Annotated in this window: 24 protein-coding genes; 13 read left to right on the top strand and 11 right to left on the bottom strand. The window is 38.9% G+C overall.

Translation table 11 applies throughout. The features are described from left to right. Positions 1–458: 458 nt before the first annotated feature. Both H6G74_RS27390 and H6G74_RS27385 read left to right on the top strand, forming a co-directional pair. Positions 459–1,112 (top strand): class I SAM-dependent methyltransferase family protein, encoded by a 654-nt coding sequence (locus tag H6G74_RS27390; RefSeq protein WP_190970663.1) that lies wholly within the window; start codon positions 459–461, stop codon positions 1,110–1,112. Between the two features lie 2 nt (positions 1,113–1,114). Then, the gene (locus H6G74_RS27385) at positions 1,115–2,338 is read left to right on the top strand and encodes a glutathione S-transferase family protein (RefSeq protein ID WP_190970661.1); all 1,224 of its coding nucleotides are present in this window, start codon (positions 1,115–1,117) and stop codon (positions 2,336–2,338) included. Positions 2,339–2,377: 39 nt separating this feature from the next. On the opposite strand, the gene H6G74_RS27380 is transcribed toward H6G74_RS27385, so the two are convergent. Beyond that, positions 2,378–3,379, bottom strand: coding sequence for an isopenicillin N synthase family dioxygenase (locus tag H6G74_RS27380; protein ID WP_190970659.1), 1,002 nt, complete (start codon positions 3,377–3,379; stop codon positions 2,378–2,380). A 261-nt stretch (positions 3,380–3,640) separates the two neighbouring features. Between H6G74_RS27380 and H6G74_RS27375 the strand changes: the two genes are divergently transcribed. Beyond that, complete coding sequence (locus tag H6G74_RS27375) at positions 3,641–4,678, top strand: NADP(H)-dependent aldo-keto reductase (protein ID WP_190970658.1); 1,038 nt, start codon at positions 3,641–3,643, stop codon at positions 4,676–4,678. A 104-nt stretch (positions 4,679–4,782) separates the two neighbouring features. Beyond that, positions 4,783–5,904 (top strand): aryl-sulfate sulfotransferase, encoded by a 1,122-nt coding sequence (locus H6G74_RS27370; RefSeq protein ID WP_190970656.1) that lies wholly within the window; start codon positions 4,783–4,785, stop codon positions 5,902–5,904. Between the two features lie 140 nt (positions 5,905–6,044). Here H6G74_RS27370 and H6G74_RS27365 read toward each other — a convergent pair whose 3' ends face one another. Further along, on the bottom strand, positions 6,045–6,329 hold the full coding sequence (locus tag H6G74_RS27365; RefSeq protein ID WP_313888520.1) for a hypothetical protein: 285 nt from the start codon (positions 6,327–6,329) through the stop codon (positions 6,045–6,047). A gap of 925 nt (positions 6,330–7,254) precedes the next feature. Between H6G74_RS27365 and H6G74_RS27360 the strand changes: the two genes are divergently transcribed. Then, positions 7,255–8,346, top strand: a complete 1,092-nt coding sequence (locus tag H6G74_RS27360; RefSeq protein ID WP_190970653.1) for an aliphatic sulfonate ABC transporter substrate-binding protein — start codon at positions 7,255–7,257, stop codon at positions 8,344–8,346. 305 nt (positions 8,347–8,651) lie between these two features. Here the strand turns inward: H6G74_RS27360 and H6G74_RS27355 are convergent, their stop codons facing one another. Continuing rightward, complete coding sequence (locus H6G74_RS27355) at positions 8,652–9,902, bottom strand: tetratricopeptide repeat protein (protein WP_190970651.1); 1,251 nt, start codon at positions 9,900–9,902, stop codon at positions 8,652–8,654. 295 nt (positions 9,903–10,197) lie between these two features. Here H6G74_RS27355 and ssuD point away from each other — a divergent pair, with 295 nt between their 5' ends. Next, complete coding sequence (ssuD, locus tag H6G74_RS27350) at positions 10,198–11,343, top strand: FMNH2-dependent alkanesulfonate monooxygenase (RefSeq protein ID WP_190970649.1); 1,146 nt, start codon at positions 10,198–10,200, stop codon at positions 11,341–11,343. A 73-nt stretch (positions 11,344–11,416) separates the two neighbouring features. Continuing rightward, positions 11,417–11,986: an NADPH-dependent FMN reductase gene (gene ssuE, locus H6G74_RS27345; protein WP_190970647.1), complete on the top strand. Its 570-nt coding sequence runs from the start codon at positions 11,417–11,419 to the stop codon at positions 11,984–11,986. A 68-nt stretch (positions 11,987–12,054) separates the two neighbouring features. On the opposite strand, the gene cysE is transcribed toward ssuE, so the two are convergent. Further along, a complete protein-coding gene (cysE, locus tag H6G74_RS27340) occupies positions 12,055–12,777 on the bottom strand; it encodes a serine O-acetyltransferase (protein WP_190970645.1) in 723 nt (240 codons plus the stop codon). A 254-nt stretch (positions 12,778–13,031) separates the two neighbouring features. Between cysE and H6G74_RS27335 the strand changes: the two genes are divergently transcribed. Continuing rightward, complete coding sequence (locus H6G74_RS27335) at positions 13,032–13,499, top strand: RrF2 family transcriptional regulator (RefSeq protein ID WP_190970643.1); 468 nt, start codon at positions 13,032–13,034, stop codon at positions 13,497–13,499. A gap of 18 nt (positions 13,500–13,517) precedes the next feature. Further along, positions 13,518–14,480 carry a cysteine synthase A gene (gene cysK, locus H6G74_RS27330; protein ID WP_190970641.1) on the top strand — a complete coding sequence of 321 codons (963 nt, stop codon included), beginning with the start codon at positions 13,518–13,520 and terminating at the stop codon, positions 14,478–14,480. Positions 14,481–14,565: 85 nt separating this feature from the next. Here cysK and H6G74_RS27325 read toward each other — a convergent pair whose 3' ends face one another. The 3 genes from H6G74_RS27325 to H6G74_RS27315 all read right to left on the bottom strand — a co-directional run bounded on the left by H6G74_RS27325 (position 14,566) and on the right by H6G74_RS27315 (position 16,633). Beyond that, positions 14,566–14,991 carry a YidH family protein gene (locus tag H6G74_RS27325; protein WP_190970639.1) on the bottom strand — a complete coding sequence of 142 codons (426 nt, stop codon included), beginning with the start codon at positions 14,989–14,991 and terminating at the stop codon, positions 14,566–14,568. A gap of 205 nt (positions 14,992–15,196) precedes the next feature. Then, the gene (locus H6G74_RS27320; protein WP_190970637.1) at positions 15,197–15,820 is read right to left on the bottom strand and encodes a hypothetical protein; all 624 of its coding nucleotides are present in this window, start codon (positions 15,818–15,820) and stop codon (positions 15,197–15,199) included. Between the two features lie 60 nt (positions 15,821–15,880). Then, a complete protein-coding gene (locus tag H6G74_RS27315; protein ID WP_190970635.1) occupies positions 15,881–16,633 on the bottom strand; it encodes a cadmium resistance transporter in 753 nt (250 codons plus the stop codon). A 350-nt stretch (positions 16,634–16,983) separates the two neighbouring features. Here H6G74_RS27315 and H6G74_RS27310 point away from each other — a divergent pair, with 350 nt between their 5' ends. Then, the gene (locus tag H6G74_RS27310; protein ID WP_190970633.1) at positions 16,984–17,919 is read left to right on the top strand and encodes a LysR substrate-binding domain-containing protein; all 936 of its coding nucleotides are present in this window, start codon (positions 16,984–16,986) and stop codon (positions 17,917–17,919) included. A gap of 247 nt (positions 17,920–18,166) precedes the next feature. Further along, complete coding sequence (locus H6G74_RS27305) at positions 18,167–18,841, top strand: cadmium resistance transporter (RefSeq protein ID WP_190970631.1); 675 nt, start codon at positions 18,167–18,169, stop codon at positions 18,839–18,841. Positions 18,842–18,844: 3 nt separating this feature from the next. On the opposite strand, the gene H6G74_RS27300 is transcribed toward H6G74_RS27305, so the two are convergent. After that, the gene (locus H6G74_RS27300; protein ID WP_190970630.1) at positions 18,845–19,636 is read right to left on the bottom strand and encodes a sulfite exporter TauE/SafE family protein; all 792 of its coding nucleotides are present in this window, start codon (positions 19,634–19,636) and stop codon (positions 18,845–18,847) included. A 401-nt stretch (positions 19,637–20,037) separates the two neighbouring features. Then, positions 20,038–20,700, bottom strand: a complete 663-nt coding sequence (locus H6G74_RS27295; RefSeq protein ID WP_190970629.1) for a cadmium resistance transporter — start codon at positions 20,698–20,700, stop codon at positions 20,038–20,040. Between the two features lie 23 nt (positions 20,701–20,723). On the opposite strand from H6G74_RS27295, the gene H6G74_RS27290 reads away from it, so the two are divergent. After that, complete coding sequence (locus H6G74_RS27290) at positions 20,724–21,395, top strand: cadmium resistance transporter (protein ID WP_190970628.1); 672 nt, start codon at positions 20,724–20,726, stop codon at positions 21,393–21,395. 66 nt (positions 21,396–21,461) lie between these two features. Next, positions 21,462–22,268 carry a prohibitin family protein gene (locus H6G74_RS27285; protein ID WP_190970627.1) on the top strand — a complete coding sequence of 269 codons (807 nt, stop codon included), beginning with the start codon at positions 21,462–21,464 and terminating at the stop codon, positions 22,266–22,268. A 64-nt stretch (positions 22,269–22,332) separates the two neighbouring features. On the opposite strand, the gene H6G74_RS27280 is transcribed toward H6G74_RS27285, so the two are convergent. After that, complete coding sequence (locus tag H6G74_RS27280) at positions 22,333–22,794, bottom strand: hypothetical protein (RefSeq protein ID WP_190970626.1); 462 nt, start codon at positions 22,792–22,794, stop codon at positions 22,333–22,335. Positions 22,795–23,129: 335 nt separating this feature from the next. Next, positions 23,130–24,560, bottom strand: coding sequence for an NADP-dependent phosphogluconate dehydrogenase (gene gndA, locus H6G74_RS27275; protein ID WP_190592427.1), 1,431 nt, complete (start codon positions 24,558–24,560; stop codon positions 23,130–23,132). Positions 24,561–24,798: the final 238 nt, after the last annotated feature.

The raw sequence follows: 24,798 nt of genomic DNA, 5'->3' as shown, positions 1-24,798 counted from the left end.
CCCCTGGCGACTGTTCGAGTTCTGTCAAAGAGATTTTTGTAGTGACCCGTGCTACATAGCGGTCTATTGTGACCAAGGTTGGGACGGTCTACTACTTCCCTCAATATACAAGGTTGGGTGGAGGAACGGAACCCAACATTTTTAAGACTCTGTTGGGTTACGCTATCGCTACACCCAACCTACTATTCTCTTAACTGAACCGTATTGTGTCATAGGGCAATTTTCTAGATATTGAAAAAGGATAATTCGTAATGTTTTGTAGACCTGTCCAGGCGCGAAGTTTCTTGTCTCTACAAATCTGATATTCTCACTAGACAACTTTAACTGAAGTGTCAGAGATAAGACTTGATTTTATCTAAATATCTGTGATACTCTGCCTTCATTAATAAAATACAGTTAACCGATAAGTTAACCGTACTTTAAAATATACAGTGTGCATTAAACGGGAATTACCCCTTATGCCAAAAGATTGGTATGAATGGCACGACCTCTACAAGACTGAGCCTAGATTGCAGCAGCGTCTAGAAATCGTGCGAGAATTTATTGGATATAGCTTGAATGCGTCTCCAGATGGGGCTATTCGGATAGTGAGTGTTTGCGCGGGTGATGGACGAGATTTATTAGGAACATTGGAAAATCACCCTCGGAGAAATGACGTACACGCAAGGCTTGTGGAACTCAACCCCCAATTAGTTGAACGTGGACGCGCAACTATAGAATCTTTGGGTTTAACCAAGCAAATTGAGTTTATCAATGGTGATGCAGCGATCGCCAGTAATTATGTAGGTGCGGTACCAGCAGATATTGTGATTGCTTGTGGTGTCTTTGGCAATCTAACAGAAGCAGAACTCAATCGCTTATTAGATAACCTGAGTTTTCTGAGTAAACCTGGTGCTTTTGTTATCTGGACTCGCGGACACTCTAACGGTATTCCCTACTCTGACAATGTACGAAAAATCTTGAGTGCATCGGGATTTGCAGAAGTTAACTTCAAACTCACAGCTACGGGTGACATGGGAGTAGGTCTTCATCGATACCTTGGTGAAAATTTACCTCAATCCAAAGAGCAGCAATTATTTGTGTTTTCGGGCGTTCCTAGTAAAGCGAGGTAAAAATGGCTATTCAAAACACACTATCTAGTTGGGAAGAACTTTTAGAAACTGCTAGAAAAAATACTTCGGCGCGTCGTGTAAAAAGACCAGGACAATCACCTTCTACCGCACCAATACCCAGCAGTTTACATAAACTTCCCCCAAACACTCAACCGCCAGTCTTACTGTACCGAGATACTAATTCTTGGTGTCCTTTTTGTGAACGAGTTTGGTTTGCATTGGAAGAAAAAGAAATTCCTTTTGCAACGGAGTTTATTGATTTAAGCAATAAACCCAAGTGGTATACAGATTTGGTTCCTACAACTCTTGTCCCAGCTGCCAAGATTGAAGGGAAGTTGGTGTATGAATCTAAAGATATTCTCTTGGCTTTAGAAGAACAGTTTCCTAGTCCTGCATTATTGCCGGAAAATCCAGAGGAAAATGCTGTTGCTAGACAGTTAGTTGAAGAGGCTGAGACTAATGGATTTAGAGAGATTGCGTTTAAATTTCTCAGAGAAGCACCCAGTGATGCTGATGAGTTAACAAAGTTACAAGCAGAATTTGAGGCAAAGTTAGATGAACTTGAGCAAGCTTTAGGGAAATATCCAAGCCCCTTCTTTGTCAGTACATTTAGCTTGGTAGACATTATGTATAGCCCCCATCTCGATAGATTGGCGGCTAATTTACCTGTGTATCGGGGATATCACATTAAAGGAAATCCGCGCTTTCCTCGAATTAATGCTTGGTTTGAAGCACTAAATCAGCGTCCTGCTTATCATCGGGTGAAGTCGGATAATATTACTAACAATTTACTTTTACGTCGTCGATGGGGTGTAGAACCGATTGGTAATCCCTTACCTTTAGATGCAGCAGATAGCGAGAATATTCAATATCGCGCGGAAGCGGCTGAGAGGTTGAGCGATAATCGGGAAGTTGCCATAGGAGATATTATTAAAAATTCTGGAGTCCAAGCAATAGCGGTAGATGGTGACTTTACCACAGTTAAAGACGCAGTTGATTTTCACCTACGACAACTGGCTGATTATCTCATTTCTGGCAATGGCGCAACTTTACCAGGTGGTCGGACTGGTGGTAAAAATAGCAATGTTGATCCTATCTTCGCTGCTGTGGGGGCGATTACTTTTGCATATCTAAGAAACCGCATCTGTGCGCCGCGTGATATGAGTGCTGGTGCAGCAACGGCGTTTCGTGCGGCGATAGATAAGCTGTTGGCTTCTGTTTATTAAAGAAGGCAGAAGGCAGGGGGCAGGAGGCAGAAGGTTAGTTTAAAGCACTGTTTGACGTAGTTCTGGGAAGACTTTGGAGACTTTGTTTAACAGATAATCGCCGTATGTGCCGCTAAATTCGTGGACACTAGTTTGATCCCAGCGATCGCTTTTATCATCATTCACTACTACGTCTTTGATTTCAATGGGTTTGACTTCAACGTTAAAGTTGGGATCAAAGAAGAAGGGAAATGATAGGCGATTACTTGTTGAGAAGTTTTGAACACGGTGAGGTGTTGAGCGATACAATCCTTGCGTCATGCGATCGAGCATATCCCCAATGTTGCACACAAAGGAATTAGGAATAGGAGGTGCATCTATCCAACCAGACTTTGATTTGATTTGTAATCCACCGATATTATCTTGCTTGAGAATAGTTAATACTCCGTAATCTGTATGTTCGCCAACACCCCACTGAGATTGAGATGATGATTGATTAGGAGGATAATTAAAAATCCGAAATAATATTAATGGGTCTTTTGTATAACGGTCTGCAAAGTAAGATTCTTCTAATCCCAAACTCAAAGCAATCCCAGCCATTAGCCTATGTCCGAGTTGAGTCATTGAGTGTATATATTCCAGCACTGTTTCTCTAAATTGGGGAATGTTGGATGGAAAAAGGTTGTGACCGTGCATTGGTGTACCAGCTTTTACCAGTGGATGATTTTTTTCTAGTTCTGTGCCGAAGTAAATACCTTCTTTTAAGTCTGGTTTACCTGATGTTAATTCGTTACCTACAGGAAAATAACCTCGCCATGCTTTACCACCAAGAGACATCTGAATTTGCAGTTTAGCGTTTTCATCCTGTGCAAAAAACTGTTGGCTGAGGTTTTCTAACTGTTTTTGTAATTGTTCATCAACTCCATGTCCAACGATATAGAAGAAGCCGTAATCTTGGCAGGATTGTCTAATTTGTTCTGCAATTACAGAATAAGATTTGCTAGTTTGGGAAACCAGCGCACTAATATCAATTATGGGAACTTGAACGTGTGAGTTTATCATGCTCTGCTAGTTATGCTGAGACTAATAACTAGACTACACAATAAATGATGTTGAGAGCAGAATTTTGAGGATGGCGATCGCTAAAAGTTGTTAAGCATCAAAAGAAATGTTTTTGTTAATTTTATTGGAAAAGCATTTAATTAGATAAACATACCGTAGTATTATTTGAATAATCCTCAGTTACTCTAAAAATTAAAAATTTTTCAGCATAAATAATAATTATTGAGTAACCAAAATTGAACAATAAAAATATTCCAAAGTATGCAGTATAACCAATTAGGAAATAGTGACTTAAAAGTTTCGGAAATTTGCCTTGGTACAATGACTTATGGGCGGCAAAATACTATAGAAGAAGCCCACCAGCAGCTAGATTACGCCATCAGTCAAGGCGTTAACTTCATTGATGCGGCTGAGATGTACCCAGTACCACCAAGTGCTGAAACCTATGGCTTCACCGAAAGTTATATTGGAGAATGGTTAAAACATCAACAGCGAGAAAAACTCATAATTGCTACTAAAATTGCGGGGCCAGGACGCGGTTTTAAATGGTTGCGTGATGGAGCCAAAGCAATTGACAGAGATAATATCAAGCAAGCGGTAGATGATAGCCTCAAAAGATTACAGACAGATTATATCGATTTATATCAAATCCATTGGCCTGACCGCTATGTTCCACGTTTTGGACAAACAGTGTTTGACCCCTCTCAATTAAAGGAAACAGTTCCTATAGTTGAACAACTGGAAGTGTTTGCTGATGTCATTCAAGCTGGTAAAATTCGCTATATTGGCTTAAGTAATGAGACTCCTTGGGGAGTTGTCCAATTTAGCCAAGCAGCTAAACAATTTGATTTACCCAAAGTTGTCTCGATTCAAAATGCCTATAATTTGCTCAATCGAGTTTTTGATGGTGCGCTTGCAGAAGCAATTTATTACGAAAACGTTCCTCTACTCGCTTATAGTCCTTTGGGATTTGGTTATTTAACTGGTAAATATCTCAACGGTAAACCAGAAAAAGCAAGAGTTACTTTGTTTGAAAACTTTGGTCAGCGATATTTAAAGCCAAATGTCAATAAAGCAGTTGCAGCTTATGTAGAAATAGCTCAACGCCATCAACTAAGTCCTGCACAATTAGCTATAGCATTTGTGCGGAGTCGTTGGTTTGTTGCGAGTACAATTATCGGTGCTACTACACTAGAACAACTCAAAGAAAATATAAATAGCATCAATGTAATTCTCGACAAAGAAATTCTGGCAGAAATAGACGCAGTTCACACTCAATATCCAAATCCAGCACCATAAAAATAGGTTGTGTTACGAGATCCCCGGCTTCTTTAAGAAGCCGGGGATCTGAAAACTCCAAATACATTATCAGTGTACAAAATTCATCATAGCTATTTAAAATTATGACGATCGCAACAGCATCAGTTGATCAAAATACTATCCGTCGCCGTGGTACTGGTTTAAGAGCTTATAACCCAGACAAAGTATATAAGGGTTATACACTTTTCACACCACTTACAGGTAATGGAGAAGTCTATCTTCTCAACCTGGAAGGAGAAGTTATTCATCAATGGAATTTACCTTATCCACCGGGTTTATATGGTTATCTCTTGCCTAACGGGAACCTTTTTTATAACGGTAAAACCCCAGAAATTCCACCACGTTTTCTTTTGTGGGATGCTTTTAAAGGTGGAGTTGTCTTAGAAGCAGATCCTAAGGGAAATATTATCTGGGAGTATAAACATCCAGATCATCATCACGATGGACGCAGACTTCGCAACGGAAACACAATTTTATTAGCAATTGAAAAAATACCTCAGTCTTTGATTCCCCATATCAAAGGCGGTGTAGCGGGAACAGAAGCAGACGGTGACATCTATGCAGATGTGCTTTACGAAGTTACTCCTGGCGGTGAAATTGTTTGGACTTGGCACGCCTACGAACATCTAGACCCAGATATTTTTACTATCACTCCTCAAGACCAACGACACGAATGGACTCATGGTAATACTGTAGGCGAACTCGCTGACGGCAATATTATAGTCAGCTTTCGTAACATTTCTACTGTCGCAATTATCGATCGCAACACAGGAGAAATTATCTGGACACTTGGAGATGACATACTAGCACAACAGCACTTTCCTAACGAATTAGCTAATGGCAATATCCTGATTTTTGACAATGGCGCACATCGCCGTCACACTGCGCTGAATTTCTCGCGTGTGATTGAAGTTAGTCGTCAAACTAAAGAGATTGTTTGGCAATACACCGACAACCCACCTCAAAACTTCTTTAGTTCATATATATCAGGCGCACAGCGTCTACCTAACGGCAACACTTTAATTACAGAAGGTGCTTACGGTCGGATATTTGAAGTGACAGTTTCAGGAGAGATTGTCTGGGAATATATCAATCCTCACTTTGCAGTACGGAATCTGGATGATAACTCAGCAGTGGCGCGTGGAGAGCAAAATTCAGTCTTTCGCGCTTTTCGTTATGCGCCTGAAGAAGTACCTTGGCTGTAGTTCAAAAGAATTTTATGAATTTTATCGCCACCCAAAAAACTTTGTGGGTGGCGAATCACTAAAAATAGTAAGGCAAGATATGGGTTTAAGTAGTAATGAATTATCTGTGATAAATGAAGATACTCAATCTTGGACGTTCATTAGCTAGACAGTAGTGCATCTGCTGACACTAAACTTGACCTACGGAAATAAGAAGCAGAATTAAGTCCCATTGCGTTACAACTTTGAGCGCATTTGCGACAAATAGCTGCACACAGCATCATTGTGACATTGCTATTCATCTTTTCACAAACCATTGCGGTGCGATCGCAAATTTGAGCGCACAAACTACAGGTATTACCCATGAACTCAGAACCATCATTAATCATGTTGACGCACATCATGCACATTTCTGCACAGTCTCGCAACATGGTAAGCACTGTCATATCTATGTATTTACTATTCTGGTTCTTACAGTACTTAAGTGTGTCAATACAGGTATTTTGACATTCAATGCAGATTTGTTTGCAAGCTTCCATTTCAGCGAGTAAAGATTCAGTTTCCATCATCATAAAAGTCTCCTTGCTGTTGCAGTTGTAAGGTGTGGCTGACCTAATTAGCAAGGTAAAACTTTATTTTTGGAAAATCAACCTATTCTCAAATCCTAGCAATTTGAAGGACACTATATCTATGTACTTCAAGTAAATTAGCCGCTTTTAAATATTTAATGAGCATCTAATTGCTTGAAATCCTTATCCATTAAAGGGTTATATTCTTCTGTTCGATTACTTTATCGGTGTCAGCTATCTCTGCAATATTTATAATTGACCTTCAGTTAACTTGATTTTTACAGTCTGTATTGTGAAAAACAGTAAAGGCATAATATTACTTTTACTTTCTAGCTTTTAAATCATCAAAGCCTTATATAGCAAACACTAGAGCTATATCCATCCTTGCTAAAACACCTCAGTCACAAAAATGCCATAAGTATAATTTCTCAAAATTATCCAATGTCAAGATTTCATGACTTAGCTAGATTTGGTGCTAGTTTTGGCACAAGGTTGAATAAGTTACTTAACGTTAGTTTTGATTTTTTTCAAAATCTACTTGCTTTTTATATATAACCATGTAAAATTACTATATTGGCAAAACAGCTAAAATTCTATCGATTTATAGTAGTTAACTTTAATTTGTCAGTAGATTATCAAGTGATATTGGCAATTAAATACTGAATGAAGACTTGACCTTAGTAAGGCAATCTCCCTCAGCCCAAAGTTTTAGCCACAGTATACCTCCGCTTACTAAAGGTGGTTTATCCACCTTTTTTACTCAGTTTGAAAATTGGAATTTTGAATAGCTTGATAGCAAAATATGATTCGATACATACAAGATTTTAAAAATAAATCTAAACAAAGCTTACGCATCACTCGTCGTCATGCTTTATTTGCTTTTGGCTATAGCTTAGTCTTGTCCACATCATTGTTGAGTTGTAGTCCTGCCAATAATAATCAGCAACAAGTAACTTCATCTAAATCGAATGTAGGTAATAATAATAAAGTAGTCAGAATTGTTCGTTCTAAACAACTAACAGCCCTCGCCGTTTTAGAACAAAAAGGCATTTTAGCAGAAAAACTAAAACCTCTAGGTTACAGAGTAGAATGGCCAGAATTTGCTGCTGGGCCTCAACAATTAGAAGCATTAAATGCAGGCGCACTGGATATTGCTTCTACAGCTGAATCACCTCCTATTTTTTCTCAAGCAGCCGGTGCGCCTTTGGTATATTTAGCTGCTAATTCTAATGATGGTAAATCAGTTTCTCTGTTAGTTCCGAAGAACTCTCCTATTCAAAGCGTCAAAGATTTGAAAGGTAAAAAAGTAGCTTTTCAAAAAGCATCGATTGGTCACTACCTTTTAGTGAGAGCTTTAGAAAAAGCAGGACTAAAACTTAGTGATGTAGAATCTGTTTATTTGCCACCTCCAGATGCAAATGTGGCATTTAGCCAAGGTAAAGTAGATGCTTGGTTTATCTGGGAACCATTTGTTACAAGAAATGTTCAAAATCAAACTGGGCGTGTTTTGGTAGATGGTGGTAACAGCTTGCGAGATACTAACAATTTTTACTCTACAAACCGCAAGTTTTATCAAGAAAACCCAGAAGTTATCAAAATTTTTCTTGAAGAACTGCATAAGGCACAAGTTTGGTCAAAAAACCATCCTCAAGAAATTGCTCAATTACTTGCCCAAGCTACTCAACTTGATTCATCCACTTTAGAAATCATGCACAGTAAATATGATTTTGCGCTAGTACCAATTACAGAGAAAATTATTAATAAACAACAGGAAGTCGCTGATAAGTGGTATAGCTTGGGGCTAATACCAAAGAAGGTAAATGTCAGAGATGGTTTTCTAACTCCAGAACAGTATGTGGAAATTACTCCTCAAGAAGTGCTGGCTAAAAATTAGTCAGATGGATAACCCTGGGTTTTACAAAAACTCAAATTTAATTTGACTGGTTTTTGCATTAATTTTTGACGAAAATAGATAATTCGTCTTACAATCTACTGTAAGTGAATCAATTTAATATAGGACTCATATTTGATTTATGAAAAAAACCAGTACACCCAGGTCAGGCTTTTTTCCTACTCCCTACTCCCCATTCCCTACTCCCAGCCTACACAACTAGATTCAGAAATCAAATCGGATTCTTATAGTATTTAATTTTCGGCTATAAGGAGAAAATTGAGATGGCATTAGCCTGAGATTTCACATCAGGCTGTAATCCCGTAAACCCAATTCTGCTTTTGAGCCAAAAAGACTGCATCTTGATAAACTTGCTTAAACAACACGCGCTGCGTATGACTACCTCCAATCTCATGCAGGCGCGATAAAACAGGTTTGAGTTCTGCAACTGTGGTGTGAAAATCACCTTTGGCATGAGCTACCATACCTCTAGCGGCGGGAATTGCTACTTCTATCCAACGCTGTCGCACAAAAGGATTGATACTCAAGGTATGATATTGCATACTTGCAAGCATCTGATTTACCCAATCATGATGTCCAGCTTTGGCGAGGGCGTAGACATAATGTAAATCTTGGAATGGTAGTGCGTGTTCTTCAATCCGGCTGTAAAGATAAGGGCTGATGCTTTGCCAACGATCGCCCACATTTACACCGTGCAATTCTAGGCGTAATAATAATGAAATGGCTCCTACTTGGTCTTTAGGAGATTGTTTGTTAGCACGTTCCCATATATGCGTATCGTAGAGTTTGAGAACTTTTTGATAGTTTTTCAACTGCAAATAATATAAGGCAATGTGCCACCAGTTGTGAGTGTAGAGCATAGAGTTGCAGTTTTCCCAAGTATCTGCAAAACTCTCCATCCAAGCTATGCCTTCATCTATTCTTCCCTGGGTTTCCATAATATGAGCGATCGCATGATGCGCCCAAGGATCATATCTATTTAATGCGATCGCCTGACGAGCCATTTTTTCTGCTACTCCCAATTGGTGACATTGTTCTAAACCAAACGCCACCATGCCATATAAATAATGATTTCCGGGATTGCTAAGTAAAACTTTCTGGGCAATTTGCCGCAATCTCTCTTTGTCACCTATGTAAAAATAGTGATACTGTCCCTGCTGCACAGATATCAAATCATAGTGAAATTTGTTGGTAATCTCTTCATGTAAGGCGATCGCTACATCAATTTCTTGATTTGCCCAAGCTGAAATTGCTTGCACATATAACCTTTCTCTATCGGTAATCTTGGCTAAATTTCGTTGTGCAGTTTGCAGATATGGTTGAGCTTGCTGCCAAGCTTTACGGTTTTCTTGGGTGAGATAATAAGCCGCCGCATAAGCATGGGCTAATGCACAAGTTGGATCTGCTTCAATTGCTTGCAAAATTGCTGTTTCTGCATCTTTGCCATAGCATAGTGCTTGATCTATAAAACGATTAATAGCTGCGATCGCTTTGTCTGAATCTGTTGTAACTACTAGTCCTTGTGCATCTTTAAGCATGATTAATTCCTTGCACCAAAATTTTTTAGAGGTGTTGATAACATCTCTAGCTAGGGTTTTTGTAAAATACTGTAAGTCGGTCGAGTTAGTGTTGTTTGCTTTAACCATGAGTATGTCATACTCACTAGAAAATCGCAAGGATTAAAATACTAAAACTCGATTGGTTAACCGTATTTATTTTGATCAAGGCCTTGATTTACATCGTTGGCTGTGCGATAGTCTAAAAGTAATCATAAAATACGGTATATCGATTGACTTGCCGTTATATCAGAAATCTTGATCTGACATAGATATCATGCAGCTACTTTGGTTTATCCCGACTCACGGTGAAGGACGCTATTTAGGTACTGCCATAGGTGGGCGCGTAGTCAACTTTGATTACTGGCGACAGATAGCTCAAGCCGTGGATCATTTAGGTTTTGCGGGGGCATTACTACCTACAGGCCGTTCTTGCGAAGATGCTTGGATTTTGGCATCAACTTTGGTGACACATACCAAACAGATGAAGTTTTTGGTGGCGATACGTCCGGGTTTGATGTCACCGGGAGTAGCAGCAAGGATGGCTGCAACATTTGATCGCATTTCTGGCGGACGGTTGTTAATTAACGTCGTCACCGGAGGCGATCCTGTAGAGTTGGCGGGAGATGGATTGCACCTTTCCCATGACGATCGCTACAAATTAACAGATGAATTTTTAGCAGTGTGGCGACAGATAGCAGCCTCACAAACTACCAACTTCCAGGGAGATTATCTTAATATCCAAAGTGGTAAGCTGTTATTCCCTACAGTTCAGAAACCTCATCCGCCATTATGGTTTGGAGGTTCTTCCGCCATTGCTCAAGAAATTGCTGCCAAACACGTAGATGTATATTTAACTTGGGGCGAACCACCAGAACAAGTTGCCCAAAAGATAGCCTCTGTACGCCGACTAGCCGAAGCACAAGGTAGAACATTACGTTTTGGGATTCGTTTGCACGTCATTGTGCGAGAGACAGAAAGCCAAGCATGGGATGCAGCCAACGATTTAATTCGGTATGTCGATGAAGATGCGATCGCCCAAGCCCAACAAGCTTACGCACGCATGGATTCCGAAGGACAACGCCGCATGACAACCCTACACAACGGCTCTCGTGAAGCCTTAGAAATTAGCCCCAACTTATGGGCAGGAATTGGCTTAGTGCGTGGTGGCGCGGGAACTGCCTTAGTAGGCGATCCCGATACCGTTGCAAGAAGAATGTTGGAGTATCGAGAATTAGGTATCGACACCTTCATTTTCTCTGGATATCCCCACCTAGAAGAAGCCTATCGAACAGCAGAATTACTCTTCCCTCGCCTACCCCTAGCAACCCAACCAACAATACAACCACAACTACTAAGCCCCTTCGGTGAAGTCGTCGCCAACCAAGAATTCCCTAAACCACAAATTGCCACCGTAGATTAAAAAACCTCCGCGTAACTCCGCGCTTCCCTCCAAATACCTCTGCGTTTAAAAATCCTCAAAGAACTAACTCAACATGACACATATATTAGCGATCGCAGGTAGCCCCTCCCACCCTTCCAGAACCTACGCCATTTTAGAACACGCTGCAAAAAGCCTATCACAGCAAGGATTAAATATAGATATCATCTCAGTGCGAGACATACCTGCTGAAGATTTAGCATTCGGACGTTACGATAGCAGCGCATTACAACAACCAAAAGCATTATTAGAAAAAGCCAGTGGCGTAATTATTGCTACCCCTATTTATAAAGCCGCCTACACAGGTGTACTGAAAGCATTTTTAGACTTATTACCCCAAAAATCCTTAACAGGCAAAGTTTTACTACCCATAGCTACAGGCGGAACAATCGCTCATTTATTATCAGTAGAATATGCCTTAAAACCCGTATTATCTGAATTAGGCGCACGCCACATATTGGGTACAGTTTACGCAGTCGATAAGCAAATTCAAATTCAGCCTGATGGTAGCGTCCAACTAGATGCAGAAATAGCCCAAAGATTGCAAGATGTCCTTAAAGAGTTTGCTGTCGCAGTGAATCATACCCAGGATGCAACTCAACAATTGGCACTCGCTAATAATTAATTAAACTTGTCGCTTACTCCTTTTTTAATAGCAGATGGGATACTCCCACCCATCTGCTATTTTTTGACTTAAATTCCTGCACCATCTAAAAACTCTTCAATGACTAAGTTGCTTTCAGCTTTCGTCTCATCGATGTGTTGATTGTTTTCTTCGTTGGTAGATAGATGGACATTAATATCTAACTGTTCTACTTGCTGTTCTAAGTATTTAACACGTTCAAACAGAGCGCGAATTACCTCTGCTTCTACATCTCGGATTTTCCCATGTGCTAAAACATCAGCATGACTATCAACCTTAATCAAACGTCCTGGAACACCTACTACAGTAGTATTGCTGGGAACATCGCGCAGAACAACTGAACCTGCACCAATGCGAACGTTGTCACCTATTTGAATATTACCCAACACTTTTGCACCAGCCCCAACGACAACATTCTCACCCAAAGTAGGATGTCGCTTACCGCTTTCTTTGCCTGTACCACCAAGGGTGACACCTTGATAAATGAGGGCATAGTCACCGACAATGGCTGTTTCACCAATGACTACACCCATACCGTGGTCAATAAATACGCCTTTACCAATCTTTGCGCCAGGGTGAATTTCAATACCTGTCAAAAACCGACTGATAGTAGAAATCAATCGCGGTACAAAAGGAACCCCAATTTTGTACAACCAATGGGTAAGGCGATGAAACATTAAAGCTTGAACGCCAGGATAACAGAATAAAATCTCAAGCCAATTACGGGCGGCGGGATCGCGTTCAGAAATTGTACGTAAGTCAGTTAGAAGCATATTTCTGCATTTGCAAATGAAGGCTAGTTGAAATTTGTAGTGATATTTATTACAAGGTCAAATTAGATAGGGTGGATTACACGAAATTGTCATAGATTAAATCAGCCTTAGATATAGAGCTTTATACCTAAACACCGATAAATGGATAGATTTATAGTAATTCAACAATAATTAAAGTAACTGTAGCTATCAGAACATTGTTTTAGTAATTTCGCTTTTAAAGTACAATAAGTCTACCAGTTAACAGTAGTATAATGTCGGAAAGCTTAAAAAAACAAAACTATGCCCTTTTGGATCTGTCTGCCAAGGTGGAATATGCTCTATTGGCACTTTTAGAGTTAGCGAACCATTATGTTCGCAAAACCCCTATAACTATGAGTGATATATCGGCCAAGCATCCAATCCCAGAGCGTTATCTGGAGCAAATTCTTTCTAATTTGCGGCGGGCGGGTGTGGTGCAGAGTCAACGTGGTTCTAGAGGTGGGTTTGTCTTGGTGCGTGAACCTCGACAACTGACTTTGTTGGAAGTCGTAATTATGTTGGATGGAGAACAGAAAGAAAAAGAATCTGCTGTTGAAGAAAATTTAGAAAAAAGCTTGGTGGGGGAGATTTGGCGACAAGCGGATGTAGCAGCGCAAGCTGTTTTAAGCCAATATACTATCCAAGATTTGTGTGACCAACGACAAGCACGTTTACAAAAAAGTCAGATGTATTACATATAGCGACATCAAAATACTGCTATGAAAATTGCTAAAAATATTACAGAGTTAGTCGGACGCACGCCATTGGTGCAGTTAAACAGAATTCCTCAAGCAGAGGGAACTGTAGCTAATATTGTGGTGAAGTTAGAAAGCATGAACCCATCTGCATCTGTAAAAGACAGAATTGGCGTGAGTATGGTAGAAAATGCAGAAGAAGCAGGTTTAATTCATCCCGGTAAAACAATATTAGTAGAACCAACTTCTGGGAATACGGGTATCGCCTTGGCAATGGTGGCGGCGGCAAAGGGTTATCATTTGATTCTGACGATGCCAGATACCATGAGTACAGAAAGACGGGCGATGTTACGAGCTTATGGCGCACAGTTAGAATTAACTCCTGGTGTTGAAGGGATGCGAGGAGCGATCGCTAAAGCCGAGCAAATTGTGGCAGAATTACCCAATGCCTATATGTTGCAGCAATTCCGTAACCCAGCTAATCCTAAAATCCATCGTCAAGCCACTGCTGAAGAAATTTGGCAAGATACCGATGGACAGGTAGATATTCTGATAGCGGGGGTTGGTACTGGCGGAACATTAACTGGTGTAGCTGAGGTAATTAAACAGCGCAAACCCAGTTTTCAAGCTATTGCTGTAGAACCAACTAATAGTCAGGTGCTTTCTGGTGGTAAATCAGGAGCGCATAAAATTCAAGGAATTGGGGCGGGATTTATCCCAGCAATTTGCCGTTTGGAATTGATTGATGAAGTGATTGCCGTATCTGATGAAGATGCAATTAGCTATAGTCGCAGATTAGCCAGAGAAGAAGGTTTATTATCAGGTATTTCTACAGGCGCAGCGTTGTATGCAGCTATTCAGGTAGCAAAACGTCCAGAAAATGAAGGTAAGTTAATTGTGATGGTGCAACCTAGTTTTGGCGAACGCTACTTAAGCACTACGTTGTTCAAGGATTTATCAGATTTAGAAATACCTGTTTTCACCTAGATAGTTAAAAGCTAGAGGCTGATGAAAATTTCTTCCCTACACCCTTGAAGATAAACCTAATCCCTAGTCTCTAGCCCCTAATCTCTTACTCCAAAATGTAACTATTCAAATAGTCTAGTGGAACTGTGAATACATAGTATAGTACGCCACCACCAAGGAGAAGCACAGCTATACTCGCTAATAATATCCAACGGTCTGGCGGTTGATAAGTATCTTCGTCAATATCTCGACGAACGGCAAAATAATGCTGTGTTGAAAGTAAAACTGTTAATACTCCTACCAAAGAAAATGCTAAACCTAACTTCCAACCATTACCAGGAAGTTGTGGTGCTAGTGGGGGACGGATAATCCGCAATCGTACAATCAACACACCAAAACCCATGAGTGCAATACCACTCCGCATCCATGCTAAATAAGTACGTTCATTGGCTAAGTGATCCCGGATTCTATCTGACCTGTATTTCTTTTTTGCTATATTGTTCACTGTTGATTTTTCTGCGTCTATTTTCATGGGATTTATGTATTTAAGTAGCAATGTCAAATTGTTTATATTTATTGATATAGAGCTTTTAATAAAACAATTTTATTGATGTTTCATTATTGATATTTTTTATTGGCGTATTTTAATTTATCTTAATATAAATCGTAAATAAAAGAGCCAGAAAAATTCTGACTCTTGTTTTAATCAACCTGCATATTCCAGTACAAACCTTGATTTAATCGTTAATTTTTGCAGTTCTTATTCCTGTATTGAGTACAGCTTGCAAGTCATCAGGAATAAACCAGTTAGCTTCGCCAGATTGAAAAACTTTAGCTGGGGGAAGATTAAATTCAAGTTCTCCAGATTGGGAATTGGTTGTAGCGACTAACCGAGTTCCATGAAAAATCTTAACCGCTTTAGCAGGTATAGCCGCTTGTTCTGCTGTAGCCGCTTGTCCTGGAATATATACACCTTGACAATCCCACTCGTCATCTGTTTCTACACCACTCGGTAGCAGATACAATTCATTATCGTAGGTTGATGTAGATTTTTTAGGTTTTTCTCCATAGATTAACAGTGTTTTATCTGTGTCATTACGGCAGATTCCTACAGGGTCTTCACTATTTTCTAAGATATATTTTTGGTATTTTAAGTTAGAGATTGTTTGTTCTATTTCTGGTGTTGAACCTTGGGTTTGTTTGTCTTGTAAAGAGGATTCTAGCGATTTTGTGATTTCTATATAGTCTGGATCAGCAGTTATTTTTTTCTCTGCCCAAGATGGTTGAGCAATCATTAAGTTAACTAACAGCAACAAGCAAACCAGTGTAGTTTTAACAAGAGCATTTTTGAAAAATTTCATAGTTCTCTCCTCAAAGAGCTAGATTTTTATTTGTCTAATGGAATAGGCTAAAGTCAAAGCCTATTTTTGTTTGACTCTGAATAAAACTTCAGCTTCCGGTGATCCCAAAGAAAATTTATAAATTTCTCGCCAGGCATTCTTGCCTGTAATTAATAGGTAAGCACCAATATTGATACAGGTGATCAAAGCTAAGACAGGAGTTTCTAACGTGTGACTCTGTATTAAGATGGAAACGCCTAATCCTATGAGAATAAAGGGAACTAAAGAATTACCATAGCGATTAATTACAGAAGCGATCGCTTCTGTTTGAGTTAAGCGGTAAGCTGTATAACACCACACCCCTACCATCACAAAGAAGACTAACAAAATTATGATTAAGCTGTCCCATGTATGGGTAGCAAATATGGGCATATAGATACTAATGTTATCGCTACCATTGGCGATCGTAACTGCTGCCACACTATAGGCTTGGGGTGAAAGAAAATTACTCCACCAAGTTGGCGAAGATTCACAGGTATTTAAATCTTCTGTGTCGTTAGTATCTTGATTGAATAAGCGATTGATCCCAATGATGATTGGTACAATACCAAGTAACCCAATCCAAGATTCGGGTAGGATGAGCTTGCCAAAGAAGCTAGGTAAACTTGCAATTACTAACGCACTAAAGCCCAAATACTGACCAATAACAATATGACGACGGCGAAAGCAAGCATTGATTTGTGAGAAAAACAGCGACAAGATAACGATATCGTCAAGATTGGTAGCAGCAAAAGCGGTAAATGCTACAGGAAAAGAGGTTAGTAATTGGTTCATTGTGCGTCGTAATATAGCTGGAGATTAGAGGCTAGCGGCTAGCTTGAACAAGGTAGTAGGGAAAGAAAACCTTTTTCATCTTTGGTTTTGGGTTTTCTAATGAGTAGCTAAATTTGGCTTTTTTCCTAGAGAGCCTGTAAAAAAGGCATAGTTTCACTCTATGGCTCCCCATCAATAAGAGCAAACAGTCTTTTTTGTTAAATCCATAGACTGAATTTATGATGATGCAGATATGCCTCAAACTATCGAACTAAAAACATTTACAATTATCTACAGTTTTCCTGTGCATTTACCGTATAATAGCTCCAGGTCTTCAAAATAACTAAGATACAAGCCCGTACATAGTCCAAATGACGCTGGAACAGTTGCGAATTTTTTTAGCCGTAGCAGAAATGTTGCACTTCACCCGTGCAGCAGAAGCATTGTATATCACTCAACCAGCCGTCAGTGCTGCTATTCAAAGCTTAGAGACAGAGTACGGTGTCAGGTTGTTTCATCGCATTGGTCGTCATATCGAGATTACAGATGCAGGGAAGTTATTACAAGGTGAAGCGCAAAAAATTCTCGACCATGTAGAGTTAACAGAACGAGGCTTGAAGGAATTAAATAATCTGCAACGAGGAGAGTTAAAAATCGGAGCAAGTCTCACAGTTGGTAACTATTGGCTACCTGAAAAAATCAGTCAATTTAAGCAGTTATATCCGGGTATTTTTATCAATTGTAAGTTAGGGAATGCCGAAGAAATTTGTGAAGGAACTGCTGTAGGGATGTATGATTTGGGTTTTGTAACAGGAGATATTAAACCATCATTGCAGCAATCTTTAGAGAAAGATGAAATAGGAAGCGATCGCTTGCAAATTGTTGTAGGTAAATCCCATCCTTGGTCTCAACGTCATGAGATTTATTTAGATGAATTATTGCATACAAGTTGGGTGATGCGTGAGTCTGGTTCTGGCGCACAGCAGATGTTTGATCAAGCCTTACAAAGTTGGGGTATTGAACCCAAAAATCTAGATGTTGTGCTGAATTTTAACACTAGCGAAATGGTGAAAGCTGTTGTCGAAAGTGGAGTTGGCGCAGCCGCACTTCCAGAATTAATGGTCAAAAAAGAATTACAACTAGGAACATTACACGCTGTACAAATTACTAATCCGCAAAAAAAATCTACAAAGAAATTAGAAATTATTCAGCCGATTTGGAAACTAAAACATCGTCAACGTTTCCATACACAAGTCATGCTTGCTTTTGAAAATATGCTCATGCAAGACAACATACAAGTTGCTTAATTTAAACTATTATTTTTATTTATCGTTTTAAAAAGAAAGAATATTTGCTCTTATCAAGCCGAAAGAAATATTATTAGCACCAGGTAAAGCCAAGTATCTGCTCAGGAAATCAATCACATGAAGCTTTTTGATAACGTCTGTTTGTTGATACTAGGCATAATAATCAAACCATCTCCTGATGTAACCTCTTTATGACCAATAGAGAGTGACTAAGGAGAACAGAATTACGTCCTTGCGAGCAACATATATGAGTTGGTTAGTTGGTACTATCATTATCGGGATTTCTACTGCGCTTGCTACTACTTTTGACGACAACTTGTACTTGACAGCATTTTTCGGTAAAGTCAATCGCACCTTTCGTCCAAAACATATTATTGTAGGTGAATTTCTCGGATTTACTGTATTAGTAATCGCCAGTCTCCCTGGTTTTTTAGGTGGTCTGATTATTCCTCATACCTGGATTGGATTACTAGGTTTTTTACCAGTTGCCATTGGTATTAATCATCTTCTCAATCGAGAAACTGAGGGAGAAATAGTACAAGATGTGACAATTAACTTCGACACTCGGACAAAATCACAGCGACATCAAAAATCTTTATTAGCAACTCTGCAAGATCCTCAGACTTATCGTGTTTCTGCGGTAACTATTGCTAATGGTGGAAATAACATTGGGATTTATGTACCGTTATTTGCCAGCAGTAGTCTTCCTAGCTTGGGTGTGATTTTGAGTGTTTGCTATTTGACGGTTGGACTGTGGTGTTTTCTCTCCTACTACCTGACTCGTAATCCTCTGATGACTCCTGTACTAGCTCGTTATGCTCGTAAAGTCTGTCCTATCGTCTTGATTTATTTAGGATTCTCTATCTTGATCAAAAGTGAAACGTATCGACTCTTACCTAATATTGCCATGTTTCCTAATTAGAGCTTAATAAACCAACTTTAAGCTCACCATCATCAAGATAAAATAAACCATAAATCGCAGTGGTTTTTGGGGCGCAATTTGACAGACTTTCGCTCCTAGTAATACTCCTGGTACTGAACCAAGCCATATTGGTAATACTAAATTCCAGTCCACTGTTCCCAACGTCAGATGTCCGATAGCAGTGAATATTAACAGAATGGCAGCTTGGGAAATATCTGTGCCAACTAACTTTCGGGTATCTAACCGAAAAAATGTAATCAGTGCTAAGGCAAACATTGAACCAGAAGCAACACTAGTTAGACCTACAACACAGCCTAAAAATGCTCCTACAGTTAATGTTTGTAAACGTCCTACTCCAGTAGTTAAGTCAAATTTAGGTAGTTCAGGTAGTTGTACTTTTGGGAAAAAGGTTAGTACCAGCATTTGCATCAAAGCAAAAACAGTGACTAACAAAATTGTCACGCCTAGCAAGTGCAGCATGATGTTATTCAAGTTATGTTCAGCCTTGAGTTTGATCAGATGTAGTATTCCAACTCCTAGTAAGGAACCAGGAACGCTCCCCAAAGCCAGCCATTTGACGACTTCTCTATCGAGAGTTTGTTGCTGCCAATGTTTGATACTACCAACGACTTTCATCAATGTCGCTGCAACTACATCAGAACTTACTGCGATCGCAGGTGGTACTTGAAAAACAAAAATCAACATTGGAGTGATGAGAGAAGCACCACCAATTCCTGTCAGACCTACAACAATACCAACTAAAAAGCTGAAAAGAGGCAGTAATAAAAAATCCATACTCCTGTCCTGAACCGGGGTTTTGTGAATGTGGCTTTGTCTAGCTGACACTAAAAGATTGGCTGTAACGCTGTTGTGTAAAAGGTTTCATAGAATTGCAAGTTTTGAATAAATTTAGAGAAGATAGTATTAAATACTTTAATTTGACCGATTTACCGTATTTTAATATTAAAGTATGAGAAAAGTCTAGATTTTTAGGAATTAAACAAAGGGCGAGTATTAATTTATACTATTAAAATAGATTTGATTTTTAATTAACATCGTTAATAAAGATATTTAAGCTTCAGTATTTAACTAGACCACAGTGTTTTAAACAACCAGATTAAAGCTTAAAAAATCACTGATTAAATATATTTTTTGTTATTAGGCGATCGCTCACTTAATATTGGATACTGTGTTAGTTAGCTTCTCATCCAAGGTAAGAGGGTAAATGTACCTCTTTCGTAGAGAATGAATAAACCTAAGCCAATTAAGACAAAAGGTACAATAACTTTACCGTAGCGACTTAAAATATAGGCAATAGTAGTGTGTTGGCTTAATAGATAAGCAGCCGCACATAAAATTCCTAGCATTATAAAAAATACACTTAAAATAACTCCCAAACTGGCAAAATTCTGCCCAGCAAATAAAGGAATATAAATACTGATATTATCTCCACCATTAGCAATTTTGATTGCTGCAACTTTATAAGTTTGGGGATGTAAAATACTTAAAATGAAAGACAATAAAGAATTAACCGGTGAAGACTGTTTAAATTCAGTTGTTACCGTTTGAATTTCTATGGTTTCTTGTTCTTGGTTGAGCAATTGCATCAAACCAATTATTATTGGTAATATTCCAAGTAATCCTATCCACTCTCGCTGTATAATCAAACCACCAAAAAATCCAGGTAAGCTAGCAATGATGATAGCAACAAAACCAAGATATTGACCAAGCACAATATGTCGCCGTCGAAAATTTCCATCTACCTGAGAGAAGAGTAGAAGCAAAATTATGATGTCATCAATATTTGTAGCTGTGAAAGCGATAATTGCCTCAATAAAAGATGTACCTAAGTTAATCATGCTAAATTTTCAACCAAAAGGAAATGAATGAGTTAATTACTGCTATTAGCACAGGTGTAGTTGCATTTATCTCTACCAATATTGATGATATTGCAATTTTGCTCATGTTGTTTTCGCAAATAAATTCTTACTTTCGACCACAGCATATTTTTTTTGGTCAGTATTTAGGTTTTATTGTACTATTAGCCCTCAGTTTATCTGGTTTATTTGGCGGTTTTGTGTTAGGAGCAAACTGGATTAGTTTATTGGGTTTAATACCAATTGCTATAGGTATGAGCAGTTTAATCAATCAGGAAGATGATTCTATAGAAAGGTTGGTAGAAGAAACTATGCCAGCTTCAGAGGAACTAGCCACTAGTTTTATTTCACCGCAAACTTATACCGTAGCAGCAGTGACCATTGCTAATGGCGGTGATAATGTTAGCGTGTATGTACCGTTATTTGCTAGTAGTAATTTAACTAGCTTTTGGATAATTATTGGAATATTTTTTTTATTATTGGGGGTTTTATGCTATTCAGCATATAAACTCACCAATCAGCCAGCGATCGCGCATACCTTAAATCGCTACGTTAACCATATTGTACCTTTCATTCTAATAGGTTTAGGTTCGTTTATTATATTAAAAACAGAAGCTTTGAGTTTGATACAATTAGTTGCAAGTTGCTGTTGTTTAATAGTATTAGTGAAAAAATAGGTTAAATTAGCTTTAAAATTTATTCAATCATTCACTCTCTTCTTGCAGCTAATGTTGAGCATGAATATGAAAAATAATAAAACCTTTAAAAATGCTGGGAGATTCACTGCTTTTTTATTTCTAATTACTATCTTGCTCACACCCTGCGTAATTGTCGGTGCAGGAGAACGGGGCGTATTAATGAAGTTTGGCGAGGTACAAAAGCAAATATTAGGAGAAGGACTTCATTTAATTATTCCAGTAGTTAATACAGTTGCCAAGTTAAGTGTTCGTGTTCAAAAACAGGAAATATCTGCTGAAGCTTCTTCTAAAGATTTACAAGATGTGTTCACTGATGTTGCTTTGAATTGGCATATAATTCCAGTAGAAGCTAACATTATTTATCAACAAATCGGCAACGAGCAAAGTATTGTTGATAAGATTATTAATCCAGCAGTTGAGGAAGTTCTTAAAGCCGTCATTGCCCAATATACTGCGGAAGAAATTATTACTAAGCGCGGAAAAGTAAAATTAGAAGTAGACCAAGCTTTAACTACTCGTTTGCGTAACTATCATATTGCAGTTGACGATATCTCATTAGTCCATGTCCATTTTTCTGAGTTATTTGGTGAAGCAGTAGAAGCAAAACAAATTGCTGAACAAGATGCAAAACGCTCAGAATTTTTAGCGTTAAAAGCAGCTAAAGAAGCAGAAGCTAAAGTTAATTTAGCGAAAGGAGAAGCTGAAATTTATAAATTACTACGTAACGGACTAACAAAAGAATTGCTACAAAAGCAAGCAATAGATAAATGGAATGGAAAACTACCCTTAGTTATCGGTAAAGAAAGTCCTAAAATATGGGATTTTAGTGAATTTATTAAATTTTATAAGTAAAAAAGTATGAGTCAGCAAAATACTTCTTGCTTCTGGTTCATACTTTTCAAATTCTTACAAATTATTAGCTATTAGCAAATAAGGCAGGAGTTTCGACTATCTTCAATTGAAGCAATAATATAATTATTAAAGTATAAACAGTCGATGAAATAAAACCTGATAAAAGTTCCTTTTTCAGATTACGTTCTTGAGAGTTTTTTTGAAAAATATCTTGAGAACCAAATTGCATTAAGAGAATTCCCGCAACATTGGAGAGCCAGTAACCTAGAATTGAACCAGGAATGAGCAATTTGGAAGACACTAGACTACATAAGTATCCAAAAAAGTAAGCAATGGGTAGATTGAATAACAGGTCATTCCACCAACATAGGGGGGATAATAAATATCCAAGTACCAGCAAGAATCCACCTCTCAACCTTTTAAATATATTTTTTGGGGATTCCTGAGTCACAGCCTGAAATAAAGACTCTGAGAATACTCTTGCTGCTAAACTCGACTCTTGACTATGTTTTTGGATGCTTTTCATATACTACACTATTTCTCTCAGTTTAGTGTAGTTTAATCCAGAAACGGTGATAAAGTCTAGTACGATGTTGATTTGTTCGGTTAGCTAGATAGTCAGCGATGCTTCGAGAAGCAGATAGTTGATGCGCTGCGATCGCTTCCCAACGCAGACATCCGCTTTGACGCAGATAGTCTATAACCTGTATTTTAATGAAAAGATATATTAATTTTTATATATTGACAATTACTAATTTATTCATTGGACACCAAAAGAAAGTGACTCTGAATTTCAGAGTCACTTTCTCATTTGCAACAGACAGCAATTTAAACTTTCACAATATACTCAAAAGTGAAAGTTTACTTTTTAGCTTCTTCGATGGGAACCCATTCTGTGTGGAAAGAACCGGGTTTGTCGAGACGCAGATAGGTGTGTGCGCCGAAGTAGTCGCGTTGTGCTTGAGTGAGGTTTTGGGGCAAGCGATCGCGGCGATAGCTATCAAAATAATCTAAAGATGCGCTAAAAGCTGGGACAGGAATACCCAGTTGAGCAGCAGTAATGATAACTTCCCGCCAAGCTGCTTGTCTGTCTAGAATTGTTTGCTTAAACTCAGGAGCTAAGAGCAAGTTAGGCAATGCAGGATTTTCGGTAAATGCCTTTTTAATTTTATTCAAAAAGCCAGCGCGAATAATACAGCCACCTTTCCAAATCCGAGCTAATTCGCCCAAATCCAAATTCCAGTTATATGTTTTGGAAGCAGTAGATAGCAGCGCCATCCCTTGAGCGTAAGAACAAATCTTGGAGCAATATAACGCATCCCGGACTTTGTTAATAAACTCTTTGGTAGTACCGCTATATTTGCCACTGGGGCCTGTGAGTTGTTTGGATGCGGCTATCCGTTCATCTTTAATTGAAGAGATAATCCGAGCATTTACAGCTGCTGTAATGGTAGGAATAGAAACACCTAATTCCAACGCAGTTTGTACAGTCCAACGACCAGTACCCTTTTGACCTGCTGCATCTACAATCAAATCTACTAAAGGTAGACTGGTGTCTGGGTCAATGTAAGGGAAGATATTAGCTGTAATCTCAATCAAAAATGAATTGAGTTCGTCGGTGGTGTTCCATTCAGCAAACACTTCGTGAAGTTGATTGTGGTCAAGTCCACCAGCATTCTTCAGCAAGTCGTAGGCTTCAGCAATTAGCTGCATGTCACCATACTCAATGCCGTTGTGTACCATCTTCACATAGTGACCGGAACCACCAGGGCCAACGTAGGTCACACAAGGGCCGTCATCAACTTGGGCAGCAATTTTGTTGAAAATTGGTGAGAGATACTCATAGGAACTTTGGGTACCACCAGGCATCAAAGAAGGGCCGTTTAATGCGCCTTCTTCACCACCACTCACACCCATACCGAGAAACCGTAGACCCAGGGGTTCTAATTCTTCGGTACGTCTTTGGGTATCTTCAAACCAAGAGTTGCCACCATCAATGATGATATCGCCTTCGGACAGCAAAGGTTTTAGCTGTTGAATCACCGCATCCACGGGTTTACCAGCTTGCACCATCACTAGAATTTTGCGAGGACGTTCTAGTGCTGCAACGAATTCTTCTAAGGTAAAGGCCGCTTTAACGTTCCTTCCTGGCGCACGTTCAGCCATGAAAGCATCGGTTTTCTCGCGGGAGCGGTTGTATACTGCAATTGGAAAACCATTACGTTCCACGTTGAGAGCGATATTCTCGCCCATAACGGCTAATCCAATCACACCAAAACTTTGTAGTGTCATAACTAGTTTGGCTAACTCTTGCAGATTCTTTCATCTTTTAGGGTAATCCGAGAGTTTCTCTTATCCCCTAAAGAAGACATTAAGAGTTACCGTGATTGCTAAAAGCTCAGAACTAACATCACATATAACAAGTTTTAAATTGTATCTAATTCAACAATTGTGCTACAAAATTTGCAAAATTGGAGTATCTAGTTTAGGCATTAGGCAGATGGGATAAAGGATTAAATTCAGAATAATT

The sequence above is a fragment of the Nostoc spongiaeforme FACHB-130 genome (genome assembly GCF_014698475.1).
In the GTDB taxonomy this organism is placed as follows: Bacteria; Cyanobacteriota; Cyanobacteriia; order Cyanobacteriales; family Nostocaceae; genus Nostoc_B; species Nostoc_B spongiaeforme.
This window is presented reverse-complemented; position numbering and strand designations above follow the sequence as displayed.

Excerpts from the sequence above, each read along its gene's own strand:
- H6G74_RS27390 (WP_190970663.1), top strand. The coding sequence starts at position 459 with ATGCCAAAAGATTGGTATGAATGGCACGACCTCTACAAGACTGAGCCT.
- H6G74_RS27385 (WP_190970661.1), top strand. The coding sequence starts at position 1,115 with ATGGCTATTCAAAACACACTATCTAGTTGGGAAGAACTTTTAGAAACT.
- H6G74_RS27380 (WP_190970659.1), bottom strand. The coding sequence starts at position 3,379 with ATGATAAACTCACACGTTCAAGTTCCCATAATTGATATTAGTGCGCTG.
- H6G74_RS27375 (WP_190970658.1), top strand. The coding sequence starts at position 3,641 with ATGCAGTATAACCAATTAGGAAATAGTGACTTAAAAGTTTCGGAAATT.
- H6G74_RS27370 (WP_190970656.1), top strand. The coding sequence starts at position 4,783 with ATGACGATCGCAACAGCATCAGTTGATCAAAATACTATCCGTCGCCGT.
- H6G74_RS27365 (WP_313888520.1), bottom strand. The coding sequence starts at position 6,329 with ATGACAGTGCTTACCATGTTGCGAGACTGTGCAGAAATGTGCATGATG.
- H6G74_RS27360 (WP_190970653.1), top strand. The coding sequence starts at position 7,255 with ATGATTCGATACATACAAGATTTTAAAAATAAATCTAAACAAAGCTTA.
- H6G74_RS27355 (WP_190970651.1), bottom strand. The coding sequence starts at position 9,902 with ATGCTTAAAGATGCACAAGGACTAGTAGTTACAACAGATTCAGACAAA.
- ssuD (WP_190970649.1), top strand. The coding sequence starts at position 10,198 with ATGCAGCTACTTTGGTTTATCCCGACTCACGGTGAAGGACGCTATTTA.
- ssuE (WP_190970647.1), top strand. The coding sequence starts at position 11,417 with ATGACACATATATTAGCGATCGCAGGTAGCCCCTCCCACCCTTCCAGA.
- cysE (WP_190970645.1), bottom strand. The coding sequence starts at position 12,777 with ATGCTTCTAACTGACTTACGTACAATTTCTGAACGCGATCCCGCCGCC.
- H6G74_RS27335 (WP_190970643.1), top strand. The coding sequence starts at position 13,032 with ATGTCGGAAAGCTTAAAAAAACAAAACTATGCCCTTTTGGATCTGTCT.
- cysK (WP_190970641.1), top strand. The coding sequence starts at position 13,518 with ATGAAAATTGCTAAAAATATTACAGAGTTAGTCGGACGCACGCCATTG.
- H6G74_RS27325 (WP_190970639.1), bottom strand. The coding sequence starts at position 14,991 with ATGAAAATAGACGCAGAAAAATCAACAGTGAACAATATAGCAAAAAAG.
- H6G74_RS27320 (WP_190970637.1), bottom strand. The coding sequence starts at position 15,820 with ATGAAATTTTTCAAAAATGCTCTTGTTAAAACTACACTGGTTTGCTTG.
- H6G74_RS27315 (WP_190970635.1), bottom strand. The coding sequence starts at position 16,633 with ATGAACCAATTACTAACCTCTTTTCCTGTAGCATTTACCGCTTTTGCT.
- H6G74_RS27310 (WP_190970633.1), top strand. The coding sequence starts at position 16,984 with ATGACGCTGGAACAGTTGCGAATTTTTTTAGCCGTAGCAGAAATGTTG.
- H6G74_RS27305 (WP_190970631.1), top strand. The coding sequence starts at position 18,167 with ATGAGTTGGTTAGTTGGTACTATCATTATCGGGATTTCTACTGCGCTT.
- H6G74_RS27300 (WP_190970630.1), bottom strand. The coding sequence starts at position 19,636 with ATGGATTTTTTATTACTGCCTCTTTTCAGCTTTTTAGTTGGTATTGTT.
- H6G74_RS27295 (WP_190970629.1), bottom strand. The coding sequence starts at position 20,700 with ATGATTAACTTAGGTACATCTTTTATTGAGGCAATTATCGCTTTCACA.
- H6G74_RS27290 (WP_190970628.1), top strand. The coding sequence starts at position 20,724 with ATGAATGAGTTAATTACTGCTATTAGCACAGGTGTAGTTGCATTTATC.
- H6G74_RS27285 (WP_190970627.1), top strand. The coding sequence starts at position 21,462 with ATGAAAAATAATAAAACCTTTAAAAATGCTGGGAGATTCACTGCTTTT.
- H6G74_RS27280 (WP_190970626.1), bottom strand. The coding sequence starts at position 22,794 with ATGAAAAGCATCCAAAAACATAGTCAAGAGTCGAGTTTAGCAGCAAGA.
- gndA (WP_190592427.1), bottom strand. The coding sequence starts at position 24,560 with ATGACACTACAAAGTTTTGGTGTGATTGGATTAGCCGTTATGGGCGAG.